This is a genomic window from Pseudomonadota bacterium, assembly GCA_039028155.1.
Lineage (GTDB): Bacteria > Pseudomonadota > Alphaproteobacteria > SP197 > SP197 > JANQGO01.
The window spans coordinates 17,515-38,660 of sequence record JBCCIS010000051.1; the positions used below are offsets into that span (position 1 = coordinate 17,515).

At 64.4% G+C, this 21,146-nt stretch carries 14 protein-coding genes; 5 read left to right on the forward strand and 9 right to left on the reverse strand.

Annotation, left to right across the window (positions count from 1 at the left end):
- Position 1 precedes the first annotated feature (1 nt).
- Positions 2-1,609 (reverse strand): gamma-glutamyltransferase, encoded by a 1,608-nt coding sequence (ggt, locus tag AAF563_20630; GenBank protein MEM7123694.1) that lies wholly within the window; start codon positions 1,607-1,609, stop codon positions 2-4.
- Between the two features lie 199 nt (positions 1,610-1,808).
- On the opposite strand from ggt, the gene AAF563_20635 reads away from it, so the two are divergent.
- From AAF563_20635 to AAF563_20645, 3 genes are all read left to right on the forward strand, one after another.
- Positions 1,809-2,960 carry an aromatic ring-hydroxylating dioxygenase subunit alpha gene (locus AAF563_20635; GenBank protein MEM7123695.1) on the forward strand — a complete coding sequence of 384 codons (1,152 nt, stop codon included), beginning with the start codon at positions 1,809-1,811 and terminating at the stop codon, positions 2,958-2,960.
- Between the two features lie 164 nt (positions 2,961-3,124).
- On the forward strand, positions 3,125-3,970 hold the full coding sequence (locus tag AAF563_20640) for a phytanoyl-CoA dioxygenase family protein (GenBank protein MEM7123696.1): 846 nt from the start codon (positions 3,125-3,127) through the stop codon (positions 3,968-3,970).
- Between the two features lie 80 nt (positions 3,971-4,050).
- Complete coding sequence (locus AAF563_20645; GenBank protein ID MEM7123697.1) at positions 4,051-5,067, forward strand: Gfo/Idh/MocA family oxidoreductase; 1,017 nt, start codon at positions 4,051-4,053, stop codon at positions 5,065-5,067.
- Between the two features lie 10 nt (positions 5,068-5,077).
- Here the strand turns inward: AAF563_20645 and AAF563_20650 are convergent, their stop codons facing one another.
- Together AAF563_20650 and AAF563_20655 are read right to left on the reverse strand one after the other, a co-directional pair.
- Positions 5,078-5,782, reverse strand: coding sequence for an SDR family oxidoreductase (locus AAF563_20650; protein ID MEM7123698.1), 705 nt, complete (start codon positions 5,780-5,782; stop codon positions 5,078-5,080).
- Between the two features lie 66 nt (positions 5,783-5,848).
- Entirely contained in the window at positions 5,849-7,468 is a 1,620-nt protein-coding gene (locus AAF563_20655) for a VWA domain-containing protein (protein ID MEM7123699.1), read from the reverse strand.
- Positions 7,469-7,588: 120 nt separating this feature from the next.
- Between AAF563_20655 and AAF563_20660 the strand changes: the two genes are divergently transcribed.
- On the forward strand, positions 7,589-9,106 hold the full coding sequence (locus tag AAF563_20660; GenBank protein ID MEM7123700.1) for an NAD(P)/FAD-dependent oxidoreductase: 1,518 nt from the start codon (positions 7,589-7,591) through the stop codon (positions 9,104-9,106).
- 40 nt (positions 9,107-9,146) lie between these two features.
- On the forward strand, positions 9,147-9,431 hold the full coding sequence (locus AAF563_20665) for a DUF3303 family protein (protein ID MEM7123701.1): 285 nt from the start codon (positions 9,147-9,149) through the stop codon (positions 9,429-9,431).
- A gap of 18 nt (positions 9,432-9,449) precedes the next feature.
- Here AAF563_20665 and AAF563_20670 read toward each other — a convergent pair whose 3' ends face one another.
- From AAF563_20670 to AAF563_20695, 6 genes are all read right to left on the reverse strand, one after another.
- Positions 9,450-10,592: an aromatic ring-hydroxylating dioxygenase subunit alpha gene (locus AAF563_20670; protein ID MEM7123702.1), complete on the reverse strand. Its 1,143-nt coding sequence runs from the start codon at positions 10,590-10,592 to the stop codon at positions 9,450-9,452.
- A 74-nt stretch (positions 10,593-10,666) separates the two neighbouring features.
- Positions 10,667-11,671, reverse strand: a complete 1,005-nt coding sequence (locus tag AAF563_20675) for an MBL fold metallo-hydrolase (protein MEM7123703.1) — start codon at positions 11,669-11,671, stop codon at positions 10,667-10,669.
- A 188-nt stretch (positions 11,672-11,859) separates the two neighbouring features.
- Entirely contained in the window at positions 11,860-13,980 is a 2,121-nt protein-coding gene (gene pbpC, locus AAF563_20680; GenBank protein MEM7123704.1) for a penicillin-binding protein 1C, read from the reverse strand.
- Between the two features lie 7 nt (positions 13,981-13,987).
- Positions 13,988-18,772, reverse strand: coding sequence for an alpha-2-macroglobulin (locus AAF563_20685; GenBank protein ID MEM7123705.1), 4,785 nt, complete (start codon positions 18,770-18,772; stop codon positions 13,988-13,990).
- Between the two features lie 169 nt (positions 18,773-18,941).
- Positions 18,942-20,192: a nucleoside transporter C-terminal domain-containing protein gene (locus tag AAF563_20690; protein MEM7123706.1), complete on the reverse strand. Its 1,251-nt coding sequence runs from the start codon at positions 20,190-20,192 to the stop codon at positions 18,942-18,944.
- 3 nt (positions 20,193-20,195) lie between these two features.
- The coding region (locus AAF563_20695; GenBank protein MEM7123707.1) for an SLC13 family permease at positions 20,196-21,146 on the reverse strand (951 nt) is incomplete at its 5' end.

Below are 21,146 nucleotides of genomic sequence, written 5' to 3' on the forward strand. Positions count from 1 at the left end.
TCTAGACTCCCAACGCCATGCCGCCGCCATAAGGGATATCGGCGGCGCCCGTCCAATTGCCGTTGACCTTCTTCAGCGCGTGAACCGAGGCGATCTCGTAACTGTAAGGGCTTCTCGCAATCTGATAGCCGCGCTCTTCAAGCGATTCGTACGCATAGCGCGGAATGCGCGCCGTCATAGTCAAGGTGTCGCTGGTCGCCGTGAATCGCGGCGCCAAAACCGCCTCTTGCACTGTCATGCCGAAATCGATGACGTTGAGCATGACCTGCAACACGCCCATGGAGATCTGCGTGCCGCCGGGCGCGCCGAGGATCAGCCAGGGCTCGCCGTTGTGGAACACCATGGTTGGACACATCGAGCTGAAGCGCGCCTTGCCCGGCGCGATCGATCCGGCGCGACCGGGCCGGGGATCAAACACGGCCATGCAACCGTTGTACATGAAGCCCAGGCCGTCGGTGACGACGCCGGACATCATACCCAGCGAGTGGGTTACGGAGACCGCGTTGCCCGCGGCGTCGGTCACGCTGATATGGGTCGTGCCCGCCGACTCTGCGAGGCCGAGCCGTTCGACCTGGGCGATGTCGCCGCGCTCGATCGCCTTGGCGTGTTCGGCGGCGTAGTCCTTGTCCGTCAACCGGTCGACCGGCACGTCGACGAAGCGGGGATCGCCGACGAAGTTGTCCTTGTCGGAGGTCGCGATCTTCATCGCCTCGGCGACCACGCGGATGTAGTCGGGGCTGTTGTGGCCCATGGCGGCGAGGTCGAAGTTCTCCAGGATGTTCAGCATCTCGACAACCATGATGCCGCCGCCGGGCGGTCGGTTGGTCGAATAGGCGAGGCCGCGATAACTGCCCCAGAGCGGCTCGGTCGTCACCGTCTCATAGGCCGCGAGATCGGCGGCTGACAACAGGCCGCCATGGGCCTTCATGTCGGCATCGATCGCCGCGGCGATGTCGCCCTTGTAGAACACATCCGAACCCTCCGCCGCGATGCGCGTCAGGCTGGTGGCCATATCGGGGTTCTGGATCACGCTGCCGATCGGTTTCGGCTGGCCGTGGTCCTGGCAATAGAGTGCGCGTCCCGCGGACGAAAAGGCGAGACGATCATGCACGGCGACGCGGCCCGGCGCATCACGCGACACCCAGTAGTAATAGACCTCCGGCGCCAGCATGTAGCCGTCGGCCGCCAGCGCGATCGCCGGTTCCAGAACTCGCTGCCAGGAGAGACTGCCGTGGCGCTGATGCGCCTCGGCGAACGCCTTCAGCGTGCCGGGCGTGGTGATCGACTGGTAGCCCAGATCGTTCACCGCGTTTTTCAGGACGAAGCCGAAACCGTCGTCCGTCTCACCCAGGACCAGGTCCTGCCACATGCCGGGCGTCGCGGCGGCCGGAACGCGTCCGTGAAAGTCGATGACCTCGTGGGATCCGCTGGCGGGCATCAGCACCTGAAGACTGCCGAAGCCGGCCAGACCGCACATCAGGGGATCGACCACGGTCTGCGCGAAGGCGCAAGCCAGCGCGGCGTCGAGCGCGTTACCGCCTTCGCGAAGAACACGCGCGCCGGCTTCGACGGCATCGGGTTGCGGCGCGACGATCATGGCTTTGGGCATCGGTGTCTTCCCTCTTTGTTGTTGGCCGCCATGATAGGTCAAGACGCGCGGTTATCCAGGCCCGCAAGCGTTTCGGGCAGTAGAGGACGCGCCCGTGGGCCGTCGTCCGGCTTGCGATGGCGCCTATGCCGTTTGACAATGGAAGTCCGACCGAATTATTATTGAATGGTCGTTCAACTTAAAGGCCTAGGAAGAGACAATGGCAACGTCGAATGTCGTGCATGCAGCGTTTCCCAAACCGCTGAGCGAGGACGCGACGCGTTCCTATACCCTGCCGGCGGATTACTACATCGATCCCGACGTCTTCGAATTGGAGAAGGAGCGGATCTTTTTCCGCACCTGGCAATACGTCGGCCCGGCGAGCGAGGTCGCCAAGGCCGGCGACTACATGACGACGACCGTTGTCGATCAGGGCGTATTCGTCATCCGCGGCCGCGACGGCGTGCTGCGCGCCTTCTATAACGTCTGCCAGCATCGCGCCCACGAACTGCTGCAGGGCAAGGGCAATGTCAAGGCGGTGATCACCTGCCCCTACCACGCCTGGGCCTATGCGCCGGACGGCAGTCTGCGGGCGGCGCGCAACTGCGAAATGGTGGCGGGCTTCGACAAGCAGGATTTCGGCTTGCGGCCGGTCCGGGTCGAGGAGTTCTGCAACCTCGTCTTCGTCAACCTGGACGACGACGCGGTGCCGTTGGCCGAGCAGGCGTCCCATCTGGAGGCGTCGATCCGCGCGTTCGTGCCGAACTACGACGAACTCGTCTTCACCGGCACCAGCACGTTCGGTGACGACGTGATGCAGGCGGGCTGGAAGGTAGTCGTCGACAACTATGTCGAATGCTACCACTGCGGCCCCGCCCATCCGGCGTTCGCCGATATGATCGACATGGCGTGCTACGAGCACACGATCGAAGGCATCTCCGCCTTCCAGTTGGGCCCGGAGACGAAGCCTGAGAACAGCGCCTACAACTTCCAAGCCGACGATCCGATCCAGCGCGCGGCGTTCTGGTATCTGTGGCCGACGACGACGATCAATATCGTGCCGGGTTCGGTCAGCGTGAACATCACGCACATCGTGCCGCGCAGCCCGACGACGACGTCCTTCGTCAACGATCGCCTGACCGTGGCCGGCGAGCCGGAGGACGAAGCGCGCAACGCCTATCTGTTCGACCTTCTGGGCCGCGAGGATCAGTTGTTGTGCGAATCGGTCCAGCGCGGCCTGCAGTCGCGGGCCTATGACCAGGGCCGCTTTATCGCCGACGAGGCCATGGGCGGCGAGGCCGAGCATGTCGTCCACTTCTTTCACCATATGGTGAGGCAGGCGCTGGAAGAGCCGTCATCCGATGGCGCTTAGCAGACCAAGCTTTGTGATCTATCCAGGTCACGTCCTGGGTATCGTTCTCTTCTGACTCTCCGACGTCCGGCGCGCGGCCCCGGCGGCTGGCGGTTGATCCGGCGGCGCCGTGACGCCGTTTGCGTGCACGCTTCTTTGCATTCGGGTAACGTCAGGAAGAGATCATGTCAGCCGATGTCGAAACACTGCCCGCCGACAGCGCGGTCGAAACGATCATCGAGGTCCTGGACGACGACGGCGTCGTCATCGTCAGCGACTTCATGGACCCGTCCCTGCTGGAACGTTTCAACACGGAAATCCAGCCCGCCATTGATACCTACAAACAGTTCCACTTCGGCAATCAGGCGATCGACGGCTTTCTGGGGTCGCGCACGGTGCGGCTGCACGGTCTGGCGGCCCATGCGCCGAGCTTCGCCGACATCATACTGGACCCGCGTCTGCTGGCGATCACCGACCACTACCTGCTGCCGTGCTGTTCAAGTTATCTATTGAGCGCCGGCGAGCTGATCGAGATCCGCGGCGGCGAGACCGCGCAGCACTTTCATGTCGATGACGGCTCGTGGCCGATCTGGGCGCGCCGGGGCGCCGACCTCCTGCAGATGAACTATATGATCGCCGCCACCGACTTCACCGCCGCCAACGGCGCCACGCTGGTGGTGCCGGGCAGCCACCGCTGGTCCCCTGACAGCGCGCCCGTCGAAGGCGAGATCGCGCAGGCGGTTATGCCGGCCGGTAGCATGGCGATCGTCCGCGGCGACACCCAGCATGCCGGCGGCACCAACACGGACGGCACGGTGCGGCGCGCGCTTTCCGTCTCCTACTGTCTGGGCTGGCTGCGCGCGGTGGAGAACAGCTATCTCAATCTGGACATCGACGTGTTGCGGGCGCTGCCGGCGAAGGCGCAGCAATTGCTTGGCTATGACATCTATGACGGCTCGCAAGACGAGGTCCGCTCTGGTTTCCTCGGCTACTACCAGATGGGCAGCCCCAAGAGCTTGTTGGACGCCTGACACGTGTCCGGCGCTCCTCTCATGCTAGTCTTCCTGCACATGATGGGAGGTGCTTGCGTGCAAGATCGGGCGACAGCGCCATGACATCGTTCGGCTTCGGAGTCGTCGGCACGGGCATGATTGCCCGTGAGGTTGCCGATGCGATCCAACAGGCCGGCAATGCGCGTCTGGTTGCCGTATCGAGCCGGTCGTTGAGCCGGGCCGAGGCCTTTGTCGCGGGCCGGGCGGGAACTCAAGCGGTCGAGGGTCTGGAACCGTTGCTGGCGCGTGACGACGTGGCTGCCGTCTATGTGGGAATTCCGACCGCGCTCAAGGAGGCCGTGGCGCTGGCGTCGACCGCGGCAGGCAAGCACGTGCTGGTCGATAAGCCGTTCATGGATGCCGCCTCGGTCGAACGCATGGCCGACGCCGCTGCCGCGGCGGGCCTCGTTTTCATGGACGCCACCCACTTTGTCCACCATCCCCGCCGCGATGCCGTCCGGGCGGCGGCCGACGAACAAATCGGCAAGCGCTTCGGTCTGCAATGCGTGTTTTACAGCCCCCTGGACGACCGATCGGACATCCGCTTTGACCCCACATTGGAACCGACCGGCGCGTTGGGCGATCTCGGCTGGTACTGCATGCGCGCCATCGTCGAATACCTGCGGCCCGAAGGTGCGGTGTCGGAGGCCGAGGTCGTTCTGCGACGCGACACCAGTACGGGTGCGGTGACCGAGGCCATTGGCGCGTTCGGCTTTGAGAGCGGCGAGACCATGACGTTCGGATCCGGCTTTCAGTGCGGCACGCGGCTGGAGGACTTCCGCCTGCTGGGCGAGAAGGGCGCTCTGGCGATGGATGACTTCGTCATGAACTGGACCAACAGCATCGGCAGCCAGGCCGCCGACGTGCCGACCGGCTACACGATCCGAACCCGGTCGATGACGCCGCAGGACTTCGTCTTCACCGAAACGCCCTCCAAGGCGTCGCAACACGTCCTCATGATCGAGGACTTCGTCAATCTTGCGGGTTCAGACGACACCGAGGCGCGGTCTGCCTACGCGAACGCCAGCATTCAAACACAGTCTCTATTGGACGTGGTCTGGGCGGCGGCAATCTGAAGCCGCAGCGCTAGACCGAGCGCGTGATGCCGCCGTCGACGCGGATGTTTTGGCCGGTGATGTAGCCTGCGCCGTCGGAAGCCAGAAAGCCGACGACGTCGGCGATCTCCTGGGTCTTGCCGTAACGTGCCATGGGGATGCGGGCGCGGAACTCCTCCTTTTCCGGCAGGCTGTCGATGAAGCCGGGCAAGACGTTGTTCATGCGGATGTTGTCGGCGGCGTACTTGTCCGAATAGAGCTTGGTGTAGGCGGCGAGGCCGGCGCGGAAGACGCCGGAGGTCGGGAACACCGGGTCCGGCTCAAACGCCGCGAAGGTCGAGATGTTGATGATGACGCCGCCCTTCTGCTGCTGCATGACCGGCGTGACCAGACGAGTCGGGCGCACGGCGCTCAGGAAGTAGACTTCCATGCCCTGGTGCCAGTCTTCATCGGAGAGGTCGACGACTGGACCGCGCGGCCCGTGACCGGCGCTGTTGACCAGGACGTCGATACGGCCCCAGGCGTCCATGGTCCCGTCGACCAGACGCTTCACGTCATCGTTCGACTGATTCGAGCCGGTGACGCCGATGCCGCCAAGCTCCTTCGCCAGCGCCTCGCCCTTGCCGGACGAAGACAGGATGGCGACGCGGAAACCATCCTCCGCCAACTTGCGGGCCGCGCCGGCGCCCATACCGCTGCCGCCCGCGGTAACAACGGCGACCTTTTCCGTGGCCATATCGACCTCCCCGATCAGTGTCATGTGCCCGTGTTTGACACAGACAGCGACCGGCGTCCAAGCCTCTCATTGGGTCGCGCGCAGGCTTCCGGCCAGATCGGCGAGGCGGACGAACTCGCGGCGGTAGCCGAAGGGATCGTCGCCCAGGGCGTTGCTGGCGAGGTCGATGACATCGCCCATCTCCCACGTTCCCAGGTGAACGTTGTCGCGCAGCAACTCGCCATAGGCGGCGACCGCGACGGCAAACCGCACGTCTTCGCTGGCCTCGGTGAGCCTGATGTCATTGTCCGGCGCCAGGATGGGCTGCTGCATGAGCGTGCTCGTGGTCTCGCCCGGCAGCTTGTACCGGATTTTCAGGTAAGCGAGTTCGCTGCCGAACCCGCCGTCATCCTCGACAGCTGCGTCAGCGCTGTATCGCAGGGGGTCGACCCAGCGGAACGGCGAGGCCGTCGGAACGATCTCGTAAATCGCGGTTACCGCATGGCCGTTGCCGATTTCGCCCGCGTCGACCTTGTCGTTGTTGAAGTCTTCGCGGTCCAAGAGGCGGGTTTCGTAACCCAGCAGCCGGTACTCGGCCACCTGGGCGGGGTTGAATTCGACCTGGATTTTGACGTCGTTGGCGATCGGAAAGAGCGTGCCGTCGAGCTCATCGACCAGCGCCTTCTTCGCCTCCATAAGCGAGTCGATATAGGCAGCATTGCCGTTTCCGTGTTGCGCGATGCGCTGCATCATCTGGTCGTTCAGATTGCCCCGTCCGAAGCCGAGGACCGAGAGATAGACGCCGCTCTTGCGCTCGCGCTCGATCAAATCCTGCAGCTGGTCCGTGTCGCTGATGCCGACGTTGAAGTCGCCATCGGTGGCCAGAATGACGCGGTTGACGCCGTCGTCGATGAAACCGGCGCGCGCGGTGTCGTAGGCGAGCGCGATGCCGGCGGCGCCGGCCGTTGAACCGCCCGCGCCCAGCAAATCCAAAGCGGCCAGGATTTTCTCCTTGTCGGCGATTGGCGTCGGCTCCAAAGCGACGCCGACGCTGCCGGCATAGGTGACGATCGCGACGCTATCGTCGGGCTGAAGCGCGTTGACCAAAAGGCGCAGGCTCTGCACCAGAAGCGGCAGCCGGTCCGGGCCCTGCATGGAACCGGAAACGTCGACCAGGAAGACGAGGTTGGCGCGTGGACGTCTCTCCGTATCGACGATGTCGTAGCCCTTGATCGCGATATGAACGAGCTGGGTGTCATCGTTCCATGGCGTCGGTACGACCGTGGTCGTCGCCGAGAACGGTTCGCTTGCGTCCAGCGGCGGGTCATAGGCGTAGTCGAAATAGTTGATCATTTCCTCGACGCGGACCGCATCGCGCGGCGGCAGAGCGCCCTCGTTCAGGAAGCGCCGGACATTGGCGTAAGCCACCGTGTCGACATCAATGGAAAAGGTCGACACCGGCTCCTCGACCACCGCGACCACGGGGTTCGGCTCGACATCTTCATAGGCGTCGCCCAACGGCGTCATGACCGGTGTCGGCTGTGCCGTCAGGCCATCGATAAACAGCTCTGACTCAAAGACGACCTTGTCGTTCTGGCTTGTGGCGGCGGGTTCGTTTTCACAGCCGAGCAGCGGCGCGGCGAACGTTGCGGCAATCAGAAGCGGAAAGGTATTGCGGACGTTAAGCCGTCCATTGGACCGAACCATCAGGCTTCCCCCGGATTACACCGCCCCCCGTGGCCGGTGTCGTGCAGACTGACTATGGGTGGCGATGGCGGCCAAAGAAGGGAATAATCGGGACGATTTCTTGGCGCCCCGGAGGCTGTCGTGAGCCATTTTGACGTTGTGATCGTCGGTGCGGGCCTTTCCGGCATCGGCAGCGCGTGCCACCTCCAGGACAAGTGCCCGGGCAAGACGTTTGTCCTGCTGGAAGGCCGCAACGCCCTCGGCGGAACTTGGGATCTCTTCCGTTACCCCGGCGTCCGGTCGGACAGCGACATGCACACGCTGGGCTACAACTTCAAGCCCTGGCGCGCGGCCGAGGCGATCGCCGACGGCCCGTCGATTCTGAGCTATGTGCGTGAAGCCGCCGAAGAACGCGGCGTCGTCGACCACATCCGCTATGGCCACAAGGTCGTCGCGGCCCACTGGTCGACGGATGATGCGCAGTGGACGGTCGATGCTCAGTGTGGTGAGGAGCGTGTTGCGTTCACGTGCACCATGCTTTTGATGTGCGGCGGTTACTACAACTATGACGAACCGCATGATCCCGCCATCGCCGGCTTGGAGCGCTTTGAAGGCACGGTCGTCCATCCGCAGTTCTGGCCGGAGGATCTGGACTATGCCGGCAAGAAGGTCGTTGTCATCGGCAGTGGCGCGACCGCGATGACGCTGGTGCCAGCGATGGCCGAGAACGGTGCCGAGGTCACCATGGTGCAGCGCTCGCCGACCTATGTCGTGTCGATGCCCGCCGTTGACGCCGACGCCAATCGGCTCAGGCGTTTCCTGCCGGAAGACATGGCCTACAAGGTGACGCGCTGGAAGAACGTGCGCAACGATGTCGGGTTCTACCGCCGCACGCGCACGGAACCGGAAAAGGTGAAGTTCGAGCTGCTCTATATGGTGCGCGAGGCCCTGGGCCCGGACTATGACGTCAAAACGCACTTTACGCCGCGCTACAACCCGTGGGATCAGCGTCTGTGCTTGATCCCCGATGACGACCTCTACAATGCCATCAACGCCGGCACGGCTTCCGTCGAAACCGACGAGATCGAGAGCGTGACGAAGACCGGATTAGTGCTTAAGTCCGGCAAGGAGTTGGACGCCGACATCATCGTCACGGCGACCGGCTTGAAGCTGATCGTCGCAAGCGGTGTCGCCTTTGATGTCGACGGCGAGCCCGTCGATTTTCCGCAGACCTATTCCTACAAGGGCATGATGTATTCGGACATGCCGAACATGGTGCAGACGTTCGGCTACATCAACGCGTCGTGGACCCTGCGCTCCGATCTGACGGCCGAGTTCGTGTGCCGGCTGATCAACCGCATGGATAAGCTGGGCATGCGCCAGGTAACGCCGCGTCTGCGCGAGCAGGACAAGACGATGAAAGCGCTGCCGTGGATTGATGACTTTTCCGCCGGCTACATGCAGCGATTGATGCACCTCTTCCCGAAACAAGGCGATTGGGACCCCTGGCGGCACACGCAGGACTTCGCCGAAGACAAGAAGCTGATCCGCGATGCGCCGATCGATGATGACGTCCTGGCGTTCACGAATCCCATTGCAGATGGGCGGGTCGCCACAGGCGACACCACGGCGTCGTCGGAAACCGCCGCGGCGCGCTGACACCAGATCGCAATCCAGTATTCGTCTCCAGGAGGAAACCATGCGTTTGATGCTCTCATTCACCATACCCGTCGAAAAGGGCAACGAAACCGCCAAGGACGGCACCTTGGGCGCCGCGATCGACAAGCTGCTCGAGCAGACAAACGCCGAGGCCGCTTACTTCATGGTGAAAGACGGCCAGCGCGCCGGCATGGTCTTCTTCGAGGCGGATGATCCGGCGCGTTTGCCTGAGATCAACGAGCCGTTCTTCGCGGCGGTCGATGCCGCCATCGATATCGTGCCCGTGCTCAGACCCGACGATCTGCGGCGGGGCCTGTCCACGTAGACGGGCGGTATCCGACCGTCACCGGGTCAGCGCCTCGTAGACGAACCGCTGGAAGAAGTGCACGTGGTGTTCGGAGAACGCGACGTTGTCGCGGTCGACGACAAACTTGCCCTGGGTATAGCCCCGTGAATGCAGACCCTGCTGGACGTGTTCGCACAAGGTCACATCTTCGGGCACCAAGACATTCGTTATCCAATCCATGAACGCCTGTTCCTGCTTGCTCGGTTCGCGGCTCAGGAAATAGAAGTCGTGGCGCACGGTTGCGGTCTCGGGTCCGGTCGGCAGGATCTGGAACATCACGGCGCTTGGCGTACCCGGGAAGAACAGCGGTATCAGGCTCGGCCAGATGTAGCTGAAGAGCGAATCCTGTTCGATTGCGTTTTTGTCCAGCGCATAGGCACCATTGTCCAGTTTCTTGCGTTCGACCGTGTGGGAGAACGTGATGCCGTCATCGGACCAGACGGCCTTGTTGTCGTAGTCGACCAGTTCCATCAGCGACTTGTGGTTGGCGTCGCAGTGGTAGCATTCGTGGTTGTTGTCGACGAGCGTCTTCCAGTTGGCTGCGACCTCGCGTTCGCGCCGCTCGACATGCACCAGCTCGTCCAGGCGCGGGCAGCATGTGTAGAAATCCTTCATGAGCTGCGACGCCTGTTCGACAAGCGGCGTGGCGTCCGGGTCCAGATTGACGAACAGGAAACCGCCGTAGTTTTCAAGGCGCACTGGCTTCAGGTCAGCATTGTCAGGCACCCAGCCTTCCAGCGTCTCGCGGCCGCCCGCCATACGGAACGTGCCATCGCTGTTGTAGCACCACTGATGATAGGGACAGGTGATCAACACCTTGTTGCCGTGGTCCTCCAGGAGCGGATGGGCGCGGTGACTGCAGACGTTGTAAAAAGCGCGCAGGTAGTTATCGCGCCCTCGGATGATGAAGACCTTCTGATCGGCCACGGCGCCGCAGTGATAGTCGCCGGGCTTCGCGACATCAGACATATGGCATTGGTACCACCAGGTACGATAGAAGATCGCCTCGTGCTCGCGCTGATAAATGTCCGGATCGTAGTACCATGCGGCCGGCAGGGTCGATGAAGCCTCCGCGCTATCGGGGTCGAAGCGGCCGGCATTCAGGGTTGAACCACTGGGCGTTTGAGCGACGCGATTCATGACTCTCTTCCAACGACACCTGGTGGAAATGCTTTCAGAAAGCGTGGTCGCTGGGAACCACAAAGTGCATCCGGTCAAAACCGTACGGTGTCGCCGATCTCCAGGATGAGAAGCGTGTTGTCGGCCAGTCCAGCAGCGCTTGCGGCTTCGTTCAGCCGGCGCAGCATGTCGGCGCTGTTCTCCATGCCCAACGGATAGGTGCCCCAGTGCACGATCAGCGCGCGCTCCGCACAAAGGTCGACAACCGCACGGACTGCCTCCTCGGGGTTCATGTGGATCTCGCCATTGAAGTCGGCGGGCTCGTAACCGCCAACCGGGATCACCGCGAGATCGACACCACAGTCATCAGCACCAAGATCGGCATAATGTGTGCCATAACCGCCGTCGCCTGCGATGTAGACGCGCCTCTGCCCATCTTCGACCAGCCAGGCGCCCCAGAGCGTTTGGTTGCGGTCGAAGAGGCCGCGTCCGGACTCATGCTCGTCTGGCAGGAACGTCACCCGTAGCGACCCGAGTTCCGTGACCTCGCCCCAGTCCAGCTCGACGACGTCGCAGCCGAGACTGTGCCCGTCGCCAACCCGCAGTGGCAGCAGACAATCTACGTCGCCCTGTGCGGCGATGGTGCGAATGCTGTCGGGCTCGAAGTGGTCATAGTGGTTGTGGCTGATCAGGATGGCATCGACCGCACCCAGGTTTGACGCAGGTATTGGCGGCGTGCTCGAGCGTCGCGGCCCGAACGGTGGCAGCGGTGTCAATCGTTCGGCGAACACCGGATCCGACAGCAGCACGATACCGCCGACTCGAAGCCGCACAGTGGCATGACCAAGCCACTGCACCGCGTCCGCGTCGCCCGTCGCCGCCCAGCGCGCCTCCGCTTCGTCCGGCGACAGCGCAGACGCCGATGCTGCCGATGCCGATTGACCCCCAAGACCGAGCCGGATCCGGTCGATCAGGAATTCCAACGGATCGGTGCCGGATGCTCCCGACGGATTGGCAAAACCGTGCTCTCGATGGTGTGCTGGCGCGTCGGCCACAGGCTCACCGACCGCAGTACAGCCTGTCGCGAGCATCGTGGTCATGGCGGCCGCTGCGATCAGACGAAGAATGCCGACAGCACGACGTTCGGCCGACCCTCTGGGATCAAACCTTGCCCCCAACCGATTCAAGCTGCCAACCCCTTCCATCGCCTGATCGAGCCACCGATCATACGGCCTTGTCGATCAAATGGCGCGTCTAACGTAGGGCCAGCCGCCCACATGGTTAGTTTCTAGGAGTCCGTGTCCTCGAGCGGTGTGCCTGCGTCATGCAGCTCGATAAAGACCCGTGCGGCAGCCGACTGACCGTGGCTGTCGACGACCCTGATATCGGCAAAGCCCGCGCCGTCGGGCAGCCACTCGGCGAGCGACAGGCGGCCATAGGCGGGAACCGGTGTGCCGTTGACCAGCCAGGTCAAGGGGAGGACGCCGCCTTCGGCGCGCAGCGGCAGCGGATCGGTACCGTCGTCATAGGCCGCCAAGCGCACGCGCACGCCGTCGGGCGGAAACGCGATGTCGAGGTCGGGGAGAGGTGCCGGGTCCAAGTTGCGGTCGAAGCGGCGCAGCAGGGTGGGCAGTTCGGCATTGCTCGCGATGACGGCGCCGGCCGGCGCCGGTGGCAGGCCGTTCATGGCATCTGGCGGTAAGAGGTCGAACAGGCGGCGCATCAGGGGTGCCGCGACATCGATGCCGATGCAGCCGGTGCACGAACCGCCGTCGGGCCTGCCGACCCACACGGCGATGGTGTAGTCGTTGGAAAAGCCGACCGCCCAGGCGTCGCGGTAGCCATAGGACGTGCCGGTCTTGAACGGCAAAGCGGTACCCTCATTGCGGAAGCCGAGAGGGCGCGCCGCGCCGCCCAGGATGTCAGCGACATACCAGGCGGCGAATGGGCGCACCAACCGATGCGGCTCGGCGGGAGTGTCGGTCTGCGTCACGCAGAGCGGCGCGACGGAGCCGCCGCGCGCGAGGCCCACGTAGAGTGCCGTCATGTCTTCCAAGGAGATACCGACACCGCCCAGCGCCAGCGGCAGCGAGGCGGCCGGCGCGTCGCCCGGCAGATGCAATGCGACGCCGCTCTGCTGAAGCGCCGCTTGGAACCGCACGGGACCCAAGCGTTCCAGCACGGCGACCGCCGGGACGTTCAATGACAGCTGTAGCGCGACGCGGATCGAGACGTCGCCGTTGAAACCGCCGTCGAAATTGGTCGGCGCGTAGCCACCGAAACGCCGCGGCCGGTCATCGATGATGGTCTCGGGATGAATCAGCCGGCGCTCGAAGGCGAGCGCATAGATGAAGGGTTTGAGCGCGGAGCCCGGCGACCGGATCGCCTGGGTCATGTCGACCATGCCCTGACGGTCGGCGGCGAAATAGTCGAAGGCGCCGACATGGGCGACGACACAGCCCGACCGGTTGTCGACGATCAGGGCGGCGGCGCTCGCGGCGGGATCGGCGACTGGCGGGGCCAGACCAATGACACGTTCGGCAGCGCGTTGCAGATCGGCGTCCAAGGTGGTGACGATCTCCTCGCTGTCGGGATCCAGCGCGTGCAGACGCTCGGCCAGATGCGGTGCCAGGAAGGGCAGATCCTGACGCAGGTCCGGTACGTCACTGTGTTTCGCGCGTGCGGCCTCGTCGGCGGTAATGACGCCGGCGGCGGCGACCCGGTCCAGCACGCGATCGCGCGCGGCCTGGGCGGCCTCGGGATTGCGGTCCAGACGCAGCGCCGTCGGCGATTGGGGCAGAGCAACCAGCAACGCCGCTTCAGCCGGCGAGAGATGGCGCGGCTCCTTGCCGAAATAGGCGAGGCTTGCCGCGCGCACGCCTTCCAGATTGCCGCCGAACGGCGCCAGCGTCAGATAAAGGCCGAGGATGTGTTCCTTGCTTAAGCGCGCTTCCAGTTGATAGGCGCGTGCGATCTCGATCAGCTTGGCGTCCAGCGTACGCGCGCGCGGCTCAAGCAACCGCGCGACCTGCATGGTCAGCGTCGAGCCGCCGGAGACGACACGGCCGTTGGCGATCCACTGGCCGGTGGCGCGGGCAAGCGCCAGTGGGTCGACACCCCAGTGCCAGTCGAAGCGGCTGTCCTCATAGGCGACCAGCATGGCGAGGTAGAGCGGGTCGACATCGTTGACCGATGTCTTGAGCCGCCACATACCGTCCTCGGTGACGAAGGCGCGCAGCACGTCGCCGTCGCGGTCGGCGACGACTTGGGTGCGGTCGGCATAGCGGGTGAGATCGGGCGGCAGCAGACGGTCGGCGATGACGACAATCGCCGCCGTGAGCGCCAGGCCCATGGCGGCACGCGCCCACCATCGGGCACCGGCTCTCGGTTTCTCGCCCCGCTTGCGCATCGCCTGCCTAGTTCCCGGTCACATCCAGGGTCCCGGCCTTGCCGACCGCGAACTGATAAGGCCGGTACATGTCCTCGACATAGGGCGCGGGGTAGACATAGCTGCCCGGCGTTACCGCGCGGACGATATAGGCGACCTTGAAACCGGTCTTGCCGGCGAAGCTCAACGCCGCCGCATACTGGTCGTCGCGTTGCTCGACATTGTCGGTCGGCGAGAGATCGTCGCCCAGCCAGGCGAGATTCTCGAGATCACGGTTGCCTTCAAGCCGCGCGTTCTCGATCTCCAGGCCGGCGGGTAGCAGGTCGATCAGCAGGATGTCGTGCCAGGTCTCGTACTCCCACCAAATCCGGTCGCGCAGGTCGCCGGTCAGGACGATGACCGCGAGGTCGTGCTGAGCCATGGAGCTGGGATCGATCGGATTGCCGGCCATGTCATAGACCCTTCGTTCGATTGAAAAGCCGTTCTCCTGGGCGGGCGGTGCTTCCATCGGATAGCCGCGCACGGTGACGGTCGCATAAAGCGGCTTGTCGCCGTTGTTGGTCACGTCCAGCGAACCACCCGATGGTGGCCAGGCGAGATCCCGGCTAAGACCCTGGCTTTGGTCGATCGTTTCGCCACCTAGTGTCGCCTGGACGTCACCGGTAAAACGGTCAAGGCTTCTGGCGGCAAGAAGCATCCAGGCCTCTTCGTGAGTGCTGATCCAGCGCCGGGTGGCGTAGACCTCCGATGCCATTTGCGCGAGCCCAAGCACTTTCGCCGCTGGTATTGACCGGCTCTCTCCCAGCACCGCCGTGGCGGCGGCGAGATCGGTCAGGACCGAGCGGTAGCGCCAATAGCGTTCGTGGCCCTGAAGATCCTCCAAGGTGAACGTCATACCGGCCGCGACTTCGGCCGCGCGTTCGGGATCGCCAAGCAGATCAAACGACGCGGCGATAAACGCCTCGTCCAGGAACCACTCGTCCTCATAGTGCGTCGTCGCAAAGTACTCGAGTTCGGCAAGGTCGGTATTGCCGCTTCGGGCCAGCACATAATAGGCGTAGGCGAGGTCGCCCGGTTCATCGCGCCAATCGGAAACGGCGCGCTGCAGCGCCTTGATGCCGCGATCATAGCCGTACTGAGGCACAAAGACGCCGCGTTCGCGGGCGCGCACCAGAAAGTCCATGACGTAGGTCGAGAGCCACAGATTGGTGTCGTTGTACCACCACCAGTAACCGAATGTACCGTCGGGCCGCTGCATCGCGAGGACGCTGCGCACAGCCTCGTCGACATCGTGATGGGTCGATAGGTTCTCGATGACGTCGTCGGGACCCAGCATGCCGTCGCTTGCGAAGTAGAGCAGCGGCAGCGCGCGGCTTGTCGTCTGTTCGGCGCAGGCGTAGCGATAGGCCGCGAGTTCGTCGAGCAGGCCCTTGACGTCGAAGGCCGGCACGGTGTTGAGACCGATCGTGGCGGACACCGATTCTGGATAAAGGCCATCGGACAACGTCGTGCCGACACTGTTGGATGTGCCGGGTTCCAGGGTCATGGAGACCCGTGTGACGTCGGCTCGCGTCGACGGGCGCACGGTCAGCCCCCACGAGCGCACTTCCAGATAGTCGTCGGGGCCGGTTACGGTCAGTTGGATATCGGCGACGCCCAGGTGCGCGCCGACTAACTCGAACCGCAGGCCCGTCCCATCGCCGACAGCCAGATCGATGCTCTGCTGGGTCGCGCCGATGATGGTGACGGCGCCGCCGGCATTGACCTGGAAGCTGTACTGGCCGGGTGTGCCGCTGACATTGTCGACGGCAAGCGTTGCCCAGGCACGGTCGCCGGGCGCCAGGAAACGCGGCAACGAGAGATCAGCAACGATGGGGGCGGCCACGGTCATGTCGACGGCAGCCGCGCCGACGCCGGCCACCGTCCAGGCGACCGCCATCAACTTCAGCCGACCGTTGAAGTCAGGAATGTCGAGCTCTATCACCGCGCGCCCGTCGGCATCCGTCTCGACGATGCCGGAGAAGAGCGAGACAACCTTGCTGGAGCGCTGAGGCAGCGAACCCACACCGGCACCGCGCATCATGTCGCCGCCGGAACGCAGTTGCCCGAGCGCCGAGGCGCTGGGATCGATCAGCCGGCCATAGATGTCGCGCAGGTCGACGCCCAGGCGGCGCTGATCCAAGAGGTAGCTCGCGGGGTCGGGCGCATCGAAGCGCGTTAGCTGCAGAATGCCGTCGTCGACGGCCGCGAGCGTCACAAAGGCTTTGGTGCCCGCAGCCTGACCGGTGACCTCGATCGGCACGGAGAGTGTCTGGCTGGGTTCGATCGAATCCGGTGAATCGATCGTCACCGTCAGACGTTGATCCGGCTGTTCGACGGCCATCCAGACCGCGCCGATGGCGCGGCGCGAGATCAGCTCATCGGCCATGGGCGTCTTGTTGTAGGCGGTCGCGACGACGTAGACGCCGGGCGACCAGGTCGCTTCGACCGGCAGGCTGATCTCCATACCTTCCTTGGGCACGGCGACGCGCATGATGTCGCGCACTCCGCTATCCATCACCGCGATCTCGACTTCGGCGTCAAATGGGGGCTGGACAAAGACGGCAGCGGTCTGGCCGGGAGCGTAGACTTGCTCCGACAGGGTGACGGTCACCGCGTCCGGTGTGCCGTCTGATCCGGCGACGCCATACGACCAGCCGGCGCGGAACCGATAGCTGCTGGCGATACCGGTTTCCGCGTCATAGACCTCCAGCCGGTACCAGCCCCAATCGATTTCGGCAGCGATACGAGCCGGCGTGTCGACGGCCGCGTCAAATCGACCACCGGCGATATGGCGGTCATAGAGGACGCCCCGGTATTGCCACTGGTCGTCCTCGTACCAGACCCAGTCGTACTGTTCGCGGAAGAGATCCCATTCAAGCCCCGGCTTGTCGATGCGCTGACCTGACCAGTCGACAGCGATGACGTCGAATTCAGCGGGCTGGCGCCAGGGCGCGCGATCGTCTTCGAAGGTTGGACGAATGCCGAGCAGCATGGGCTGCGTGACGATCGGCAGGGTGAGTTCGCGGCTGACCGGACGCCCGCCGACATCGAACACGGTGGCGCGCAACTGCAGTTCGACGGGCGAGATAACGCCCTCGTCGGGCGGCACCTGGATCGCGAGCGACGCCTGACCGGCATCGTTGGTGGTGAAGGCGATATCGTCGAGCTGGCGTGGCAGGACGTTTTCTTCCGCCAGGCCGAAATAGTAGTCCTGGAGCGCGGCGAAGGGATGAACCGACTTCACCAGAACCTGGCTGAGCTCAGCCGCCAAATTGCCGGCGGGACTGCCGTAGAGGAAGCGCGCCTCAACATCGAGCGTCGCCTCCGGTGTCTTGGCGGACAGGACCTCGGGCGTGACCGACATGTCGACTTCGATGCGCGGCGGTACGAAGTCGTCGACCAGGAAGTTGACCTGGCCGACCCGCGCGCCGTCGGGATCGACATAAGCCTCGACCGTCCAGGTGCCGGTATAGGCATTGCCGGCGATATCGAGGGTCAACACATGACCACCGTCCTCGTCGTCGGACGAGGTGCGTTGCAGGACCTCCTGGCCGTCAGGGCGCAACACGCGGAACGTCAACGGCAGGTCGGATGCCGCAGCGCCGTTCTGGTCGCGCAGGATGGCGGTAATGTGGGCGGTCTCGCCGGGTCGGTAGATGCCGCGTTCCGTGTAGAGATAGGCGTCGAGCGGGCCCGACGGCGCGCGGCCGCTGACGCCGCGGTCGCTGAGGTCGATGGGGGCTGAGGCAAGATCGACGTAGACGTAGTCGCCTTCGCTATCGGTCGCTGTCAGCAGCTTTGGTCGATTGCCGCCTGTACCGCGCACCATGCCGGGATCGAAACGCGCGTAACCGTCGGCATCGGTCACGATGGTGCCGAGTACCGCGTCGTTGCGAGCGATCAGTTCCAGCGTCACGCCGGGCAGCGGCGTCGCATCGGCAAGCGAGCGCACGGTGACGTCGAGACCGCTGTCGCCAAGCGCCGTCGCCACGCCCAGGTTCGAAACCATGAAGGGCTGGCTTTCCCAGGCCGGGTAGTCGTCATCGGCGCGCCGGGCGTCGAGCGCCGTGGCAACATAGAGGCCGGGTTCCAGCGTGCCGATCACCTCGTTCAAGGGAATGGCCGTGCGCACGTCCTGGTTCATGGCGCCGGTGATATCCATTTCGCCCGACCACAGGAGCTCGCCGCTTTCGTTCTCCAAATCATCCAGGGTCCACGAATAGACCTCGCCGCCCTCCATATCGCTGCCGCCGCGCGCCGCGATGGCGCGCTCGTTGATGCGGAAGATCCTCAGCGCCACGGTCGAGACGTTGACGGTCGTAACGGGCAGGCCCTGCACGCCGACACGCGGCAAGACGTCGTCGCCTGCGGCAAACGACACGGATGGCGCGCGGTCGGGCATGACGACCTGCATCGGCACGTCCTCAGGCAACGACGACGAAAGGCCGGCCAGGCCCGCTTTCAGGGTGACGTCATAGCTTTCGCCGTGTTTGAGGCCTTCAAGGCACAAGAAGTTGCGCCGCGATGTAATCGCGATATCGGCATCCGGATCGATACGGACATAGGTCTTCCAGTCCAGGCCGTCGCTCTCGGCAAGCCGTTCGTTGAAGCTGATGCAGGCTAGCGGCGGGTCGCTCTCGGGATCGACGGCGAGGTCAGTGACCTCCAGGGCGGGCGTTGCTTTCGTGTCTTGTGCCAGGACGGCCGGGCCCGAGAGCCCCATGGCCAAAAGCACCAGACACCAGACAGTCGCCAACCCACGTGCCGTCATCGCCAACCCTCCCAATTTTCGGCGAAGGCACCGCAGCGGGTCCTGGTGGATTGAGGGACCCCATGCCTTCGCCCGTCATCTTATGGCATGGGATGGTGACTGGACCATGGTGGGATTGTGGCAAATGCGGGCGGGTCTTCAGGCACCGGGGGACAAACGCCCACCGCTATCAGGATATCAGCACGCCGACGACGCAGCCGGTAAGGGACGTGGCGATCAAACCGGCCAGGATGCTACGCGGCGCCAACGCGACGATCTCGGCGCGCCGGCTGGGCACCATGGCTGACAGGCCGCCGATGATGATGCCGAGTGCGGCAAGGCTGGAGAAGCCGCACATGGCATAAGTCAGGATGATCTCGCTGCGCTCGGTAAGCGTGCCCGTGGGCAGGGCGGCCAGGTCCAGATAGGCGACGAACTCAGTCAGAATGACGCGTGTGCCCAGAAGCTGGCCGGCGGTTTCCGCCTCCGCCCAGGGAATACCTAGGAGCCAGGCGAGCGGCGCCAGCACGTAGCCCAGGAGGCGTTGCAGCGACAACGGTGCGCCCCAGACGTCCGGGAACAACCCGAGGATCTGGTTGACCAGGCTGACCAGGGCCACCAGCACGATCAGCATGGCGATGACGCCGAGCACGATTTTGATGCCCTGTTCGGTGCCCTGGACAATCGCGTCCATGGCACCGCTGGCCTCGGACGTCACGGCGACATGACCGCTGGTTCGAGTTTCGGTCTCCGGCATCATCAGCAGACCGACCATGATGGCCGCCGGCGCGCTCATGACCGAGGCGACAAGCAGATTGCCGGCGGCGTCCGAAACCGCGGCCCCCAGAATGGTGGCGTAGATGACGAACATGGTCCCGGCGATCGTCGCCGCGCCGCCGACCATCAGAACAAAGAGCTCGCTGCGCGTCATGCGCGCCAAATAGGGGCGCACGAAGAGCGGCGCCTCGACCGACCCGATGAAGATATTGGCGGCGGTTGCCAGACCGACGGCGCCACCGATGCCGAAGCTCTTTTCCAGGACGCGGCTGATCGCCTGGATGATCCACGGCAGAATGCGCCAATAGGTCAACAAGGCGCTCAAGGCGCTGACCAGGAGGATCAGAGGCAGGCCGCGGAACGCGAGCACGAACATGGCCCCGGCGTTGGATACCTCGAACGGCGCCGGCCCGCCGGCTAGATAACCGAAGACGATGGACGTGCCAGCCTCGGTCGCCGCCGCCATCGCTTCAACCGCGTCGGTGACCAGGGAGAGCGCATCGCGTACCGGTTCGATGAGCAGGAGGATGAGCGCCAGAACGAACTGGAGGCCGACACCGACGGCGATGATCTTAAGCGCACCCTTTTTTCTGGCACCGCCCAGGAGCCAGGCGATGAGGATCAGGACAACCAGACCAAGGGCACTCTGGACGTTGAGTGTCATGACTCAGATTCCAAGCGGCCAGACGAACGATATCAGCGGCACCGCGACCACGACGATGAGGACCTCCAGCGGCAATCCCATGCGCCAGTAATCGCCGAAGCGGTAGCCGCCCGGGCCCATGATCAGCGTGTTGTTCTGGTGGCCGATTGGCGTCAGGAATGCGCATGAGGCGCCGATGGCGACGGCCATCAAGAACGGATCGGCATTGGCGCCGAGCGCACTGGCGATGCCCACGGCGATCGGCGCCATGACGATCGCGGTCGCCGCGTTGTTCATGATGTCCGACAGCGTCATGGTAACCACCAGGACCAGGCCGAGCAGGATGAGCGGCGAGAGATCGCCGGCAAGTGACAATATGCCATTCGCCACCAGCGCGGTCGTGCCCGTCGATTCAAGCGCACCGCCGACCGGGATCATGGCGCCCAGCAGAACCAGCACCGGCCAGTCGACGGCGTCGTAGAGCTCGCGCAGGCTCACCATGCGCAGCAGGACCATGGCGATCATGACAACGGAGAACGCAATGGTAATGGCGACATAGCCCATGGCGGCCGCGGCGACGGCGGCGACGAACAGGCCCAGGGCCGGAAGGATCATGCGGCGCTTGCCGATCGAGACTTCGCGCATGGTCAACGGCAGGCAGCCCAGACGGCCAAGCGCGGTGTGGATGTCCTCGCTTTCGCCTTGCAGCAAGAGCACGTCGCCGGCCTCGAGCCGGAACGAGCGCAGACGACCGCGATGGGGCCTGCCCTGGCGCGAGACGGCCAGAAGGTTGATATCGTGCTGGCGGCCCAGGCTCAGGCTGCTCGGCGTGTGGCCTTCGATCCGGCTGCGCGGCTGCACCACGGCTTCGACCATCACGGCGTCTTCGCCGGTCAACAGTTCCGCCGCCTGACCCTTGTCGCCGACCAGCTCCAGCTTCAGGTCCGCGACCGCCGCGGCGATGCCGTCGGGGCT